The 13,429-nt window shown below is 45.8% G+C and carries 10 protein-coding genes; 3 read left to right on the top strand and 7 right to left on the bottom strand.

Going from position 1 to position 13,429, the window contains the following annotated elements; translation table 11 throughout:
• Positions 1 to 28: 28 nt before the first annotated feature.
• From J2Z66_RS36255 to J2Z66_RS36235, 5 genes are all read right to left on the bottom strand, one after another.
• Entirely contained in the window at positions 29 to 2,251 is a 2,223-nt protein-coding gene (locus J2Z66_RS36255; RefSeq protein WP_245376112.1) for an MMPL family transporter, read from the bottom strand.
• A 97-nt stretch (positions 2,252 to 2,348) separates the two neighbouring features.
• Positions 2,349 to 3,455, bottom strand: a complete 1,107-nt coding sequence (locus J2Z66_RS36250; RefSeq protein WP_209977836.1) for an HD-GYP domain-containing protein — start codon at positions 3,453 to 3,455, stop codon at positions 2,349 to 2,351.
• A gap of 434 nt (positions 3,456 to 3,889) precedes the next feature.
• Entirely contained in the window at positions 3,890 to 4,735 is an 846-nt protein-coding gene (locus J2Z66_RS36245) for an undecaprenyl-diphosphate phosphatase (RefSeq protein WP_209977833.1), read from the bottom strand.
• Between the two features lie 128 nt (positions 4,736 to 4,863).
• The gene (locus J2Z66_RS36240; protein ID WP_209977831.1) at positions 4,864 to 6,333 is read right to left on the bottom strand and encodes a bifunctional metallophosphatase/5'-nucleotidase; all 1,470 of its coding nucleotides are present in this window, start codon (positions 6,331 to 6,333) and stop codon (positions 4,864 to 4,866) included.
• Between the two features lie 42 nt (positions 6,334 to 6,375).
• Positions 6,376 to 6,858 (bottom strand): molybdopterin-binding protein, encoded by a 483-nt coding sequence (locus tag J2Z66_RS36235; RefSeq protein WP_245376111.1) that lies wholly within the window; start codon positions 6,856 to 6,858, stop codon positions 6,376 to 6,378.
• Between the two features lie 108 nt (positions 6,859 to 6,966).
• Between J2Z66_RS36235 and J2Z66_RS43635 the strand changes: the two genes are divergently transcribed.
• The 3 genes from J2Z66_RS43635 (at position 6,967) to J2Z66_RS36220 (ending at position 9,970) form a co-directional block, all read left to right on the top strand.
• Entirely contained in the window at positions 6,967 to 7,716 is a 750-nt protein-coding gene (locus tag J2Z66_RS43635; RefSeq protein ID WP_209977829.1) for a molybdenum cofactor biosynthesis protein, read from the top strand.
• Between the two features lie 42 nt (positions 7,717 to 7,758).
• Entirely contained in the window at positions 7,759 to 8,829 is a 1,071-nt protein-coding gene (locus J2Z66_RS36225; RefSeq protein ID WP_209977827.1) for a ThiF family adenylyltransferase, read from the top strand.
• An 88-nt stretch (positions 8,830 to 8,917) separates the two neighbouring features.
• Entirely contained in the window at positions 8,918 to 9,970 is a 1,053-nt protein-coding gene (locus J2Z66_RS36220) for an HD-GYP domain-containing protein (protein ID WP_209977826.1), read from the top strand.
• 5 nt (positions 9,971 to 9,975) lie between these two features.
• On the opposite strand, the gene J2Z66_RS36215 is transcribed toward J2Z66_RS36220, so the two are convergent.
• Entirely contained in the window at positions 9,976 to 11,004 is a 1,029-nt protein-coding gene (locus J2Z66_RS36215) for a C40 family peptidase (RefSeq protein ID WP_209977824.1), read from the bottom strand.
• Between the two features lie 979 nt (positions 11,005 to 11,983).
• The gene (gene sufB / locus J2Z66_RS36210) at positions 11,984 to 13,381 is read right to left on the bottom strand and encodes a Fe-S cluster assembly protein SufB (protein ID WP_209977822.1); all 1,398 of its coding nucleotides are present in this window, start codon (positions 13,379 to 13,381) and stop codon (positions 11,984 to 11,986) included.
• Positions 13,382 to 13,429: the final 48 nt, after the last annotated feature.

Raw genomic sequence — 13,429 nt, 5'->3', positions numbered from 1 at the left:
ATTCCTGTCAGACGCTCGTTTCCTTCATTTATCCTTCTGATGAACTTTTCGAAGAATCTCCACGCAGCCATTTCGGTGCCCACCAATTCGCTTCTCCCAGAAGCTTCATAAGAGCCGGTACAAGCATCACGCGAATAATTGTCGCATCAATCAGAACGGCGAGCCCCAGTCCCAGCCCAAGAGCCTTCATAATCTCAATGTCCGTAAAAATAAATGAACCTACAACCACGATCAGAATAAAAGCTGCACTGGTGATCAAGCTCCCTGTTTTTTTCAAACCTTCTGCCGTGCTTCGTTCATTATCCCCCGTCAACTCGTGTTCCTCAGCAATACGCGAAATCAGGAAGACCTCGTAATCCATGGAGATGCCGAATACCACACAGAAAATAATGATCGGCAGCGTGGCACTGACGTAACCCGTAGAAGTAATTTGCAAAACATCTGCGAGAAAGCCATGCTGGAAAATAAGCACAACGATCCCCATACTCGCCCCAAGACTCAAAACATTCATTAACACAGCCTTCAGTGGAATCAAAACAGACCGGAAAGCGAACAGCAAAATAAGATACGTGATGCCAATTACAAAGGCAAGCACCTCCGGGATGCGGTCCTGAATACGGTCAATAATATCCAGGCGATAAGCGGGACCTCCGGTCACAAGTACATCCAAGCCTCCTGAATCCAGCTTACGAAGACTGCGCACTAGCTCGTCGGTTTCAGCATTATCGGGATCCTGCCCAGGAACTACGATCAGTATCGCCGTGTTGCTCTTCGCCAGCTTGAGATTCTCAAGCTGCTCTCTTGCGGATGACTGCTGCAAGGCAGCGGCCATCTGCGAATCCGTTAATGCTCCTAAGGCGCCCACATAGCTCCTCACCTCTTCAACACCATCAGCTGCCGCTACAAGCTCCGCATATTTACGAACCTGCCGGATTGTCTCTTCTTCCCAGACCTCCTGCTCAGCATGAATGCGTATTTGAACAGGGTTAAGCTCTTTAGGATCATAAACCTCTTTCATCAAATCTGAACCATATCTGGATTCATAGCTCGGTGGCAGTACTTCAGCGTTAGGAACACCCAGCTTCATGCCCGTAAGCGGCGACATCATATACAGCAGCCCGCAGCCCACAACAATGACAAGCAGCAAAGGACGCTTCATGACACCATATGCGATCAGCTCCCAAAAGCGTGAAGGCCCCTGATTTCTCAAGGACTTCGGAATGACATGGAGTGAATTAATCTTCTCTCCCAACATTCCGAGCAGGGAAAGCAGCAGCGTATTTGCGACAAGGACAGACATCGTAACGACGATAATCCCCCCAAGCCCTAAAGAACGAAAGAAATTAAGCTCCACGAAAAACATACCCAACAGACCAATCAATACAGCCGCCCCAGAAAAAAAGATCGACTTTCCTGCCGTCTGACATGTCATCGCAACCGCTGCTTCGACACTAGGCTGCTTTCTAAGCTCCTCACGAAAACGACTGACCAGGAACAGCGCATAATCGATACCAACGGCAAGACCGAGCATTGTAACCATATTAGGAAGAAAATTCGATAAGGAAACCTGCTGCGCAATTAAATAAGTAATGCCCAGTGTAGTTGTAACACTCATAAGCCCAACAACCATCGGCAAAAAGGCCCCGACCAACGTACCAAAAACAATAAGAAGTACGATTAAGGCAATGGGCAGCCCGATAACCTCTGCTTTAACGATATCGCTCTTGCTGGCCTGCTGCATATCATAAAGAATAGCTGGCCCACCGCTGACATACACATCCATCCCATTTGGCTGCTTCACTGTCTTTTTGATTTCAGGAAATTTCTCCAGGGTAACATCGGTTTCCAGATTCAATCCAACGATTACAGTCTGGACATGATTAAAGCCTTCATTGCGGGGCGTATCGGAGAATACCAGGCTTTGTACGTATGGCAGTTGCTTCAATTCGCTCAGAGAATCCATAATCGCTTGCTTGGAGCTATCTACAGTGAGATCCATCCCTTGTCCGACATAGACCAGATTCAAAAGAGCGGCTGGCAGATCAAGCTCCTGCTGCAGCAGGGCAAGTCCTTTCTCCGAATCGCTGCCTTTGGGGGTGAAGCCATTATCCTTGAGCATTCCAGGCGTTTTTTGCGCCAGCAGCGCAAAGCCGATGAAAGCCAGTACCCAAAGGATGACTACAAGCTTGCGGTAGCGGTACATCGAACGTCCTAACGACCAAAAACGTCCTCTTTTTGACGTCTCCTTCAATGTTGTTTCCCCCATTCTTGCAAAAAGAACCTAGCTCACTAGGTTCATCACTGCCTGCATCTATTGTAACTCAATATGGGCTCACTATGCTCTTTTTCTAAATTCCCCCATGAATCGTCTTCTCGCCTACTGCCGTTATGAGCACAGAAAGCCTTGAGGACAAATCCACTTCATAAGGACTCTTCAGCTCTTGTCCCGCTTCATCTTGCAAAATTCGAACAACAGGACGATGCGGCACAGACATGTTCAAATGCGAAATAATACCGCGTTCGCCTGTATTCAACGTGACTGGCATACCCAGTGGATAAATGGCAATTTTATCGCGAAACATGGCTATTTTATGTTGATCGTACAGCGTGCCCGAACCTGTAAAGAGCTGCTCCATAGCTTGATGAGGAAGCATCGGATTCCGGTAAACCCTCGTTGTCGTCATGGCGTCATAAGAATCGACAAGACCGATCCACCGGGCAAAATCATGAATCTCGGTCCCCTCAATTCCCCGGGGATAGCCGCTTCCGTTAATTCGCTCATGATGCTGAAAGGCGCAGTGAGCCGCAATCAGCGGAATGTTAGGCTCGTCCTTCAGAATCTGGAAGCCGTAGGTCGCGTGATTCTTCATCTCCTCAAATTCCTGCGGTGTAAGCTGCTTGGGCTTGCTCAAGATGTCATATGGAATCTTCGTCTTGCCTATATCATGCAGCAATGCTCCAAGTCCTAGCGTCATCAGCTCTTCCCGGCTGTAGCCAAAGCTAAGGCCTAGCATCGTTGAATAAATGCATACATTCAGAGAATGCTGAAACAAATAACTATCTGAAACATTGATATTGGTAAGCATGACCATAGCATCAGAATGACCGCTTATATCGTCAATAATCGTTGACATCAGCTCGCGGAATTTGCGGCCAAGGTCATAATAATGAATAGCCCCCCTTCTATTAGAGTCCTCCATAAGCTTGCGGAAGGTGCTGCGAATTTCCGTTACGCCCCTAACCCTCGTTGATTCTGAAACAATTTCCTCTACTACGATGTCCTCAGTTCTTGAGTCTAAGATGTGTAAATAATCAATCCCAAACTCATTAAGTCGACCCAGCAGCCGCTGTGTTAGTTCAACATTTACAGCCAGCAAAACGGTTCCCTCTTCATTATAAATGCTTTTGCCCAGTTTCATTCCTGGACGACACATGCTGATCGGCAATAAGCGCATTATTTAACCCCCGGCGGAAGCTGCAATTTTCGGGTGATGCTATAAGTTTAAATGTAGCGGATTTACCAAAAAAGAGCAATAGAAAAACCGTATCTTTCGACACGATTCGACTGAAGTCCCTGTAAGCAACCGTATGACTCGAATAAATAATGAAAGAAATAGTGAAAAAATAATGAAAAATAATAATCAATAGCCATTCACTTTAAGGATGTTTTTCATCGCTAAAAGCACCAGGTCGGCTCCACAACCTTACTTTAACAATGAAAAACATCATTAAAATCCCTTTTAACCACCCGCTGAGACCATCCGCCCTCATTTAACGATGAAAATCATCATTAACGTGACGGATTGACCCAGCAACACTCCCTTAACGATCAAAAACATCGTTAAGTCAAGCACATGGTCCTAGGATAGCTAGATAGCTAGCTAGCTAGCTAGGATAGCCAGAGATACAGGGCAAACGCCGCAGCCAAAGCAAAACGATAGTATGCAAAATAAGTCAGCTTCATTTTTTGTACAAATTTGATGAAAGAAACGACGGCAAGCAAAGCGACAATAAAAGAAATGACAAAACCGATGATAAAAAATGTAATATCGTCAGAAGAAAAGGATTTATAGCTCTTAAGCAAGGAGTACCCGGTAGCTGCAAACATGATCGGAATAGCCATGATAAAGGTAAAATCAGCCGAAGCGCCACGATTCACGCCGGACAGCATGCCCCCCGCTATAGTCGCACCAGAACGCGAGAATCCGGGCCAGAGCGAAAGAATTTGCCATAAGCCTATGTATAGCGCCTGACGATAGGTGATGTGATCCACATCCTCCGCAGTCGGCTTATCCTTCTGCTTTTCCGCTGCTATCATCAGAATACCGCCAATAACAAGACCGATAATTACAGTGGACGGGGCAAAAAGATGCTGTTCAATAAAATCATCGAGCAGAAACGCCAGCAGCATAACCGGAACAATTCCAATCAGAATGTGAATGAGACTAAGCTTAGAGGTGCCTTGCGGGCCCTGCGTCCCTGAAGCTCCTCCCCCTCCACGTTTCGGAAGCTTCACAAGGCCAAATAAGGACAACACCCGCTTCCAATAAATGATCAGTACGGCAAGGATCGCTCCCAGCTGAATGACGATCTTGAAGGTGTTCAGCATCGCATCTGATTCAGAAATGCCCAGCAGCTTCTGCGTAAGAATCATATGTCCGGTCGAGGAAACCGGTAAAAATTCCGTTAAGCCTTCCACAATGCCGATAATAATTGCAACCCAATAATCGTACATAATGCCTCCTTAGCTTATTTCTTACAACATTTCATAGCATATTATAAACAATATTTCATACAAGCCTATATTATTCTACTCCCATTCATACCACGCTGACAACTTCTGCAAAAAATGCCCTCAAAGGTCTAACTGCTCATCGTCCAATGACGGGAGGTCAGACTTGTATGGATCGATTGCTCATTCTGAAGCTCCGCAGCAAGGACGTCACGCAGAAATTCAGGCAGGAGATATTCGACCTGTTTACCCAGCTTCAGTGAAAGATAGCCGGAGCCAAACGCAAACATATCGATCGTGCCAACGAGATAATCACGATTCGTTTCAAGCGGGCTGTCACCTACCCTAACGGAGACGATCTGATGATACGGTTCCCGTGCTGGATCAAACTCAACGTGCATGCCGTCGAGACTGATAGCGCCAAGCACCTCCCCGCGAAAGCCCAAGCCGCGGATCCGCTTGGTGCGGAACTCCTCGAGCAGCGACTCCTCGAGCGCCTGCAACAGATCCCTGCCGCTCAGCAGGAATCGGCAGGGATTGATCGGGCCCGGGCAGATGTCCAGCAGCTGCCCGCGCGTGATCCTTCCCTCCTTCAGCCCCTGAAGGAGCTGCCCGCTGTTGACCAGGCCGATGTCGGCGCTGGTCCAACGGCGAAGCCCCGCGGCAACGAGGTTGCCCAGTGGGGATTCGCCGTACCAATCGATGCTGAGCGGCTGCCGCAGCCTCGTGACCTCCACGTCCAGCGCTGCGCTGGCGGACGCCTGATAATGCTGCAGCAGCGCGGATACGCTGCTGTCGTTGTCTTGGGCCGCGAGGTCTACGACGCGGCCCTCGAGCTCGCGGATCCGGCCTTCAGCCGGATCGTAGGCGAGCTCGATATGGCCGGCATATTGGCCGAATTTGCCGGCCGCGCATACATAGGTGCCGCTGAGAAATAGCGGCTCTTCCAGCAAATGATGCGTATGAGCACCTAGAATGAGATCGATGCCCTCTATCTCATTGGCCATCTGCTCATCCATCCTTAAACCCAGATGAGACAACACGATCAGCACCTCCACATCAGGACGCAGCAGACCTGTATAATGTGCAACAGCCTGCAGGGGATCCGTAACCTGCCAGCCTAATAAATGATAATATTCCGCAAAGGCAGCCGTAACTCCAATTAAACCAATGCGCAGCCCGGACTTGTGGATAATATGATAAGGGACCATGAAATCCGGAGTAATCTCCGTCTTTTTATCTAGCAAATTGCTACCTATAACGGGAAAACTGGCATACTCACGGACCGTTTCACCTAGAGATTCAGGCGTAAATGTCAGGCCTTCATTGTTACCGAAAACCATAGCTTCATAGCCGGTAGCATTCATAATTTCCAGATTGGCGATCCCCCCAGTGCCTTCGGTTTCAGGACGTCCGCGATCCATATGATCTCCTATATCTAGCGTAAGCGTACAATCCAAGGTTTCTCTCTCCCTAACCTGGTTAAAATAAGCCGCCACCTTAGGCATTTGTTCAAAATGACTATGTAAATCGTTCGTATGCAAAACAACCAGTCTCTGCAGCTTATCCGGCACCAGTGCCACCTCCGTGTTTATTAACATGGACCCCTGATATAAATCTCTCTCTATTTATTTATTTGGTATTTATTTATTTAGCTTAAGCTCATCGACAGTCATCGTATTTTTAAATCCGTAAGCAGCTTTAGCACCTAACGACGCTTCATGAAGAAACCACAACTTGATGACACTTTTTACATTCAAGCATTCACTGCTCCCGTCTGGCACATATAACCGAATAGGGTATCCCTTTTCTAAGGCATGGCCGTCCTGAGCATATAACAGAAAGGCCAAGTCGAGCTCAGCCCATGGCACAATCGCTTGAAACTGATCCGTCCCCTCCACCTTCAGATGAGTAGGGTCAGGGACATTCTCTGCCCCATGCTTGTACTTCCAGGCCTTGTACCAGGCTTTCACATCTATCGCATCACCCTGAACACCTGGCACCCTCTCCGATGCTGATATATGCAGAGGGGCTGAAGCCGTGAATTGTTCCAGGCTGAACACTTCATTTTCTATTTTCGAATCTGTCACTTGTATGTTCACTTGTATGTTTCCTTGTATATTCATCTTAACAATCCTTCCTGTATGCTATCCAAACATTATACCATTTCCTCCCTAAAATATGATATGCTGATGTGAAATCAACATCATTAATGCTTGGAAAGGATAGTAGCTATGAAGATTCAAATTCAACTCTTCGCAGGCCTTGTTGAGCTTATGGGTGCTTCGGTACTTACTATGGATATCGATCAGGATACAGCCTTAACAGTCTCCGACCTGAAGAAAGCTCTTATTGAACAATTCCCTGCTGCCTCCGGCCTGCTTAGCTCGTGTTTCTTTGCCGTTAATCAAGCATATGCGAATGAGGCCGAGATCATTTCGGAATCCGATGAAATCGCCTTGATCCCACCTGTATCAGGAGGGCAAGGTGCTTCCGCTAAAGATAGCTGTACAGAGGATCCCCCGACTGCATTAATGCCTAGATACACGATTACTTATGAGCCTATCCAGATCGAAACCATAACAAGCAAAGTTATTATTCCAAATAACGGAGCTACACTTGCATTCGTGGGAACTACCCGGGAATTCACATATGGACAACGAACACTGCTGCTGGAGTATGAAGCTTATGTTCCTATGGCATTGAAAATGATGGAACAAATCGGCGGGGAAGCCGAACAGAAATGGCCTGGAGTGCTATGTGCTATCGCTCATCGGCTTGGACAAGTCGGTATTGGAGAGACGAGCGTTGTCATCGCCATTTCTTCTCCCCACCGGGCAGATTGCTACGAGGCGAGCCGCTATGCCATTGAAAGACTGAAACAAATCGTTCCGATTTGGAAAAAAGAAGTTTGGGAAGACGGCTCCGAATGGAAAGGAAGCCAAAGCGGCCCCTGGAATCCGACTGAATCATTAAATCAATGAAATTAAGGAAATTAAGGAAATTAAGGAGTGAGCTCATAGGTTATGGAAACAAAGCAAGAAAAGCATGAGCAGCAAGAGCAGCAAATAGATAAGCGATACTCCAGACAGACATTATTCTCACCTATCGGCGAAAGTGGGCAGCGTAAGCTTGGGTCGGCCAAGGTAGCTATCGTAGGCATGGGTGCTCTAGGAACTGTACTTGCCAATCATATCGTACGCGCAGGTGTAGGATATGTCCGTTTGATTGATCGTGACTTTGTAGAAACGAGCAATTTGCAGCGGCAGATGCTTTATGATGAGCAGGACGCTTACAACAACGCTCCAAAAGCGGAAGCGGCCGCGGAGAGGCTTCGTGCTGTGAATTCACTCATCACTATCGAGGCCCATGTAACGGACCTAAACAGCACAAATGCGGAAAAGCTGCTTGACGGTGTCGATCTGGTGCTGGATGGCACCGATAACTTTTCTGTACGCTTTTTAATAAATGACACCTGCACCAAGCTTTGTGTTCCCTGGATATATGGTGGCGCAGTCGCATCAAGAGGAGTAGCTCTAACTATAGTCCCAGGACAGACCCCCTGCCTCCGCTGTCTGTTTCCCCAGGCCCCTGCCGCTGGCACCATGGATACATGCGATACGGCTGGAGTTATAGGCGGCATTATCCATGTCGTAGCGTCATTTCAAGCTACTGAAGCTTTAAAACTGCTGGTCGGGGATACCGATCATTTAAATTTAAACATGCAGCAATGGGATCTCTGGTTTAATCAAAGCTCCTCGATCAAGGTTGCTTCAGCCCGCAAAGAAGATTGTCCGGCATGCGCGCTCCAGCAATTCGAATATTTACATGCGCAGCATGAAAGTGAGACCATCCAAACCTTATGCGGCCGTGATACCGTGCAAATCCTGCCTTTACAAGAACAAAACTTCTCCCTGGAGGCATGGGAAGCCCGGTTAGCAGCGCTGGGGCCAGTTCAGAGAAATCGTTTTCTCTTAAGGTTTCAAGCCAAACCGAACCTAGCATTAGTGCTTTTTCCCAACGGCAGAGTGCTTATTCAAGGAACTAGTGATGTGATAAAAGCTAAGAATCTATACGCCCGTTATATTGGCATGTAAACAAATATTGCCAACTTTATAGCAACCTGATAAAATTTAGGTAATTGTAACCAATAACCAACATCTAGATTTTAAAAGGGGATTCTATATGAGGATTCATGTGTTGCAGCTTCAAGCTGCTGACCGTCTGATCAGTGACACTTTTAACTCAGTAGGATTAAACGTTCTTTCTGCCGGGACGTTCATAGAACCAGCAGACATTCAAAAGCTGATTCTCCATGATATTGAATACGTGGATATCTCTCCAAGAGGTGCCACGCACACCTTTGAAATTGAAAGCGCTATAATCCTTAATCAAAATCAATTAGAACAGGAAATGACTTTTGCGGATGCTATTACTGGCATCAAGGATTTATTTCGAAGCGCCGATCTAGAGGGTGTGATTCGCCAAGAGATTGTAGAGGCCTCCTTTAACCCCTTGATTCATAGCTTTCAGCAGCAGAAGGATGTGGTTTCGTTATTATTATCATTGAACAGCAAAGATGACTATACGTATCAGCATAGTGTTCAAGTTGGCATGCTCTCCTATTATATAGCCAAATGGCTCCATAAATCAGAAGAAGAGGCCTTGCTTATTGGTAAAGCCGGGTATCTTCACGATATTGGCAAGTGCAGGATTGATAATACTATCTTGAAGAAACCCGGCCGGTTAACTGAGAGTGAGTACAATGAAATTAAAAAGCATACAACTTACGGATTTGAAATCATCCAGCAGTCGTTTCATGAAGAATGTCTTTCTTTAACCGCTCTACAGCATCATGAACGTCTTGACGGGAAAGGCTATCCACACGGTATTAAGGGCCCTGACATTCATCCTTATGCCAAAATCGTAGCCGTTGCCGATATATATAGTGCAATGATTTCAAACCGTGTTTATCAGGAAAAAAAGGACCTTCTTTTCGTACTTAAGGAACTGCACCGGATGAGCTTTGGAGAGCTTGATCCGCGGGCTACTCAGGTTTTCATCCAGCATATGATTCCTAATTTTATAGGGAAAAAGGTTGTATTGTCAGACGGAAGAAAAGGTATTATTGTCATGACGAATCCTTCCGATTACTTTAAGCCGCTAGTTCAAATTGGAGAAGATTTCATTAATTTATCGGAGGAGGCTCATTTAGAGATTGAACTGATTGCCATGTAAGCAGATTAATCTGCTACCCTTTTGGCCCGTAAGAACGTCTCTTCCCAGTAAGGCTTCCCGATATTAGTAATCTGCACACCGTCCTTTGGCTTGGGAGAAGCATGGATCATCTTCATATCTCCCATATATATGCCAACATGTCCAACCGTTTGATTCGTTTTAAAGCGGCCTGGTACATAGAAAAACAGCAAGTCTCCAACACGTAAATTTTTTCGGCTGATTTCAACACCTGACTGAGCTTGCTGACGGGCAAGTCTCGGCAGTTCAATTCCGTGCTTCCCATAAATGTACTGGGTAAAGGTAGAACAGTCAAAATTACCTGATTGCGGATAAGCTCCTGTACCAAATTCATATTTAACACCTATATATTGTTCTGCTTGACGAATAAGCTCATTATTATCTACATTTTTCAGTGCAGGAATGGATTCAAGAGCAGCACTTGTCTTTTTTGAAGCTGCTGCTCCTGATTTTTTGGCGGGATCAGCAGGATCATCACTGAATTTTAATTCGACTCTGTCTGTTTGACTTGATTTCTCTTCTCCAATATCTGCCGAAACGCTCTTCAGGGATGGATGAAGACGCAGCTGGCCTCCGTTCACATCAAAGGACATATCCTCTTGGAACAAATCTTTTAAAGCGGACACAGGTATGTACGCCTCTTCCCCCTGAAGCACAATTGGTTTGCTGATATCAATCGTATTGCCGCCTTTGCTTGCTTTCGTCGAGTCTACGCTCAGTTCATAATTTGCATCATTATCACCAAGCTGTAATACTTTCTGCGGACTTTTCCATTTGCTGTTATAACCAAGAATTTCAATCAGCTTCTGGGCAGATACATACTCATCATTGCCAATCTTGGTCAGTTCCACAGTTCCTTCGCTATTACTTTGCATGTGTATTAAATTTTCTTTTTGTGGTGCTGTTTTGGATTCCATATTTCCTTTGGGCTGCACGTTTTGGCTGCTGCATGCTGATGTCATTACTAAAGCAACAACGCCTGCTGTTATAGCTGCTTGTTTAAACACTTTCCGCATGGGATTCCTGCTCCTTTGGTCCATTTAGTTTAGATGCCTTGTATAGGTTGAGACAAGAAGCCCCTAAATATACTTGTGCGGGTAGCCCCAAATATTCCAAATGACGGCATGTTCTAAGAAAAACACCTTGCTGCGTCCTTTGATGTACGTGTTCCCAGCTTGGGTGCGTACGGAGGGAATAGCTGTGGGCTCCAGCCGCTGTTAAAGATTTGTTCCCTTGAATGGAATGAATGAGAAGGTAGAAACAAATCTTTAAATGCGGACGCTATCGCTCTTCCGCCCACATCCATTCCCTCTCTTTAGCTACAATTGCACGAATCGCAGAAACACCAAGCTCAAACGGACAGCTAGCAAGGTTTTTTCATGGTTGGTAAATGATCTCCTGGCGTTCAAAGGGGCTAGGGAAGAAGAGCCCGCACAGCTGAGGAGGACCTGATACTTTAACGATGTTTTTCATCGTTAAAAGCATCAGGTCCTCTCCACATCCAGTTTTAACGATGAAAAACATCGTTAAAATCCCTTTTAACCACCCTGAGAGGCCATTCGTCCTCTTTTAACGATGAAAATCATCGTTAACTTGACGGATTGACCTGGAAGCCTTGCTTTAACGATGAAATACATTGTTAAGTGGAGCATACGCTCATTTCGGCGGACGACGGACTTGCTACTAAAACTGCTATTTAGCTGCTACTGACATTCTTCCTTCCACAGCCATTCCGACTCAGCTACACAGTGCCGAACGTGTCACACCCAAACGGACTACCAGCATCGTATAGATTTCATTACCCAAACATTTCAAAATCACAACCCTTCACTGCTGTAAAACTGTAGTGCGTCTAATTGATAATAAAAAAACGTGTTCGCCATAACTTTACACGCAAGCGTGACAGTCATGACAAACACGTTTCTATATGTTACGGTGAAAAAACAGCAGTAAGATTACATTAGTAAGTGATTACTTTATAAACTTTAGTAAATCTTACCCGATGCTGCCTTCCATCTCGAATTTGATCAGACGATTCATCTCTACAGCATATTCCATCGGAAGCTCTTTCGTGAATGGCTCGATGAAGCCCATTACGATCATTTGGGTAGCTTCTGCATCGGTCAGTCCGCGGCTCATCAGATAAAACAATTGGTCCTCAGATACGTTAGAAACCGTTGCTTCATGCTCCAAAGTAATATTATCATTCATAATTTCATTGTAAGGAATAGTATCGGATGTTGATTGTTTATCCATGATCAGCGTATCACATTTAATGTTAGCTTTTGATCCTTGAGAATTACGCCCGAAGGAAGCCAATCCGCGATAGGTCACTTTGCCGCCATGCTTCGATATAGATTTGGAGACGATCGTTGATGTCGTATCTGGAGCCAGATGCGTCATTTTCGCTCCAGCATCCTGATGCTGGCCTTTGCCTGCAACTGCAATGGAAAGCACCATTCCTTTGGCTCCACGGCCTTTAAGGACTACTGCCGGGTATTTCATGGTCAGCTTAGAGCCGATATTTCCATCTACCCACTCCATGGTTGCATTTTCCTCAGCCACTGCACGCTTAGTAACCAGATTGTAAATGTTAGGAGCCCAGTTCTGAATCGTGGTATAGCGGGCACGGGAATTTTTCTTACAAATAATTTCAACAACCGCGCTGTGCAAGGAGTTTGTGCTGTAAATTGGAGCCGTACAGCCCTCAACATAGTGAACGAAGCTGTCCTCATCTGTAATGATTAAAGTACGCTCAAATTGACCCATGTTCTCGGAATTAATACGGAAGTACGCTTGCAGCGGAACTTCACATTTAACACCCTTCGGTACATAGATGAAGCTTCCTCCGGACCAAACGGCGCTGTTTAGCGCTGCGAACTTGTTGTCACTTGGAGGAATGATGGTGCCGAAATATTCTCTAAACAGCTCAGGATATTCACGAAGTGCAGAGTCAGTATCCGTAAAGATAACCCCTTGATCTTCGAGTTCCTTTTGCATGCTGTGATAAACAACCTCGGATTCATACTGAGCAGAAACACCTGCCAGGAACTTTTGCTCCGCTTCTGGAATACCCAGCTTATCAAAAGTTTCTTTGATTTCTGTTGGAACCTCTTCCCAGGTTTTACCTTGCTTCTCGGAAGGCTTTACGTAATATTGGATGTCGTTGAAATCCAGATCATCCATATTCCCGCCCCAGCGCGGCATAGGCATTTTGAAAAATTGCTCCAGTGATTTCAAGCGGAAATCAAGCATCCACTCAGGTTCGCCCTTCATACTGGAAATTTCGGCAACAATTTCACGGGTTAAGCCTTTACCAGATTGGAAAATGGATTTATGTTCATCCCGGAAACCATACTTGTAATCTTCAAGATCAGGCATCTGTTTAGCCATTGTAGTTACCTCCTATAAATTTTTATTATATTCCATATGTTCTCTAGC

Origin of the sequence: Paenibacillus eucommiae, assembly GCF_017874215.1 — a bacterium.
Classification (GTDB): domain Bacteria; phylum Bacillota; class Bacilli; order Paenibacillales; family NBRC-103111; genus Paenibacillus_AI; species Paenibacillus_AI eucommiae.
The sequence above is the reverse complement of the archived record's forward strand: the minus strand, read 5'-3'. Positions and strand labels throughout refer to the sequence as shown.

What these genes read in the sequence shown, in the direction of transcription:
- J2Z66_RS36250 (WP_209977836.1), bottom strand. Translation starts at nt 3,455, where the DNA reads ATGCGCTTATTGCCGATCAGCATGTGTCGTCCAGGAATGAAACTGGGC.
- J2Z66_RS36245 (WP_209977833.1), bottom strand. Translation starts at nt 4,735, where the DNA reads ATGTACGATTATTGGGTTGCAATTATTATCGGCATTGTGGAAGGCTTA.
- J2Z66_RS36240 (WP_209977831.1), bottom strand. Translation starts at nt 6,333, where the DNA reads ATGTTAATAAACACGGAGGTGGCACTGGTGCCGGATAAGCTGCAGAGA.
- J2Z66_RS36235 (WP_245376111.1), bottom strand. Translation starts at nt 6,858, where the DNA reads ATGAATATACAAGGAAACATACAAGTGAACATACAAGTGACAGATTCG.
- J2Z66_RS43635 (WP_209977829.1), top strand. Translation starts at nt 6,967, where the DNA reads ATGAAGATTCAAATTCAACTCTTCGCAGGCCTTGTTGAGCTTATGGGT.
- J2Z66_RS36225 (WP_209977827.1), top strand. Translation starts at nt 7,759, where the DNA reads ATGGAAACAAAGCAAGAAAAGCATGAGCAGCAAGAGCAGCAAATAGAT.
- J2Z66_RS36220 (WP_209977826.1), top strand. Translation starts at nt 8,918, where the DNA reads ATGAGGATTCATGTGTTGCAGCTTCAAGCTGCTGACCGTCTGATCAGT.
- J2Z66_RS36215 (WP_209977824.1), bottom strand. Translation starts at nt 11,004, where the DNA reads ATGCGGAAAGTGTTTAAACAAGCAGCTATAACAGCAGGCGTTGTTGCT.
- sufB (WP_209977822.1), bottom strand. Translation starts at nt 13,381, where the DNA reads ATGGCTAAACAGATGCCTGATCTTGAAGATTACAAGTATGGTTTCCGG.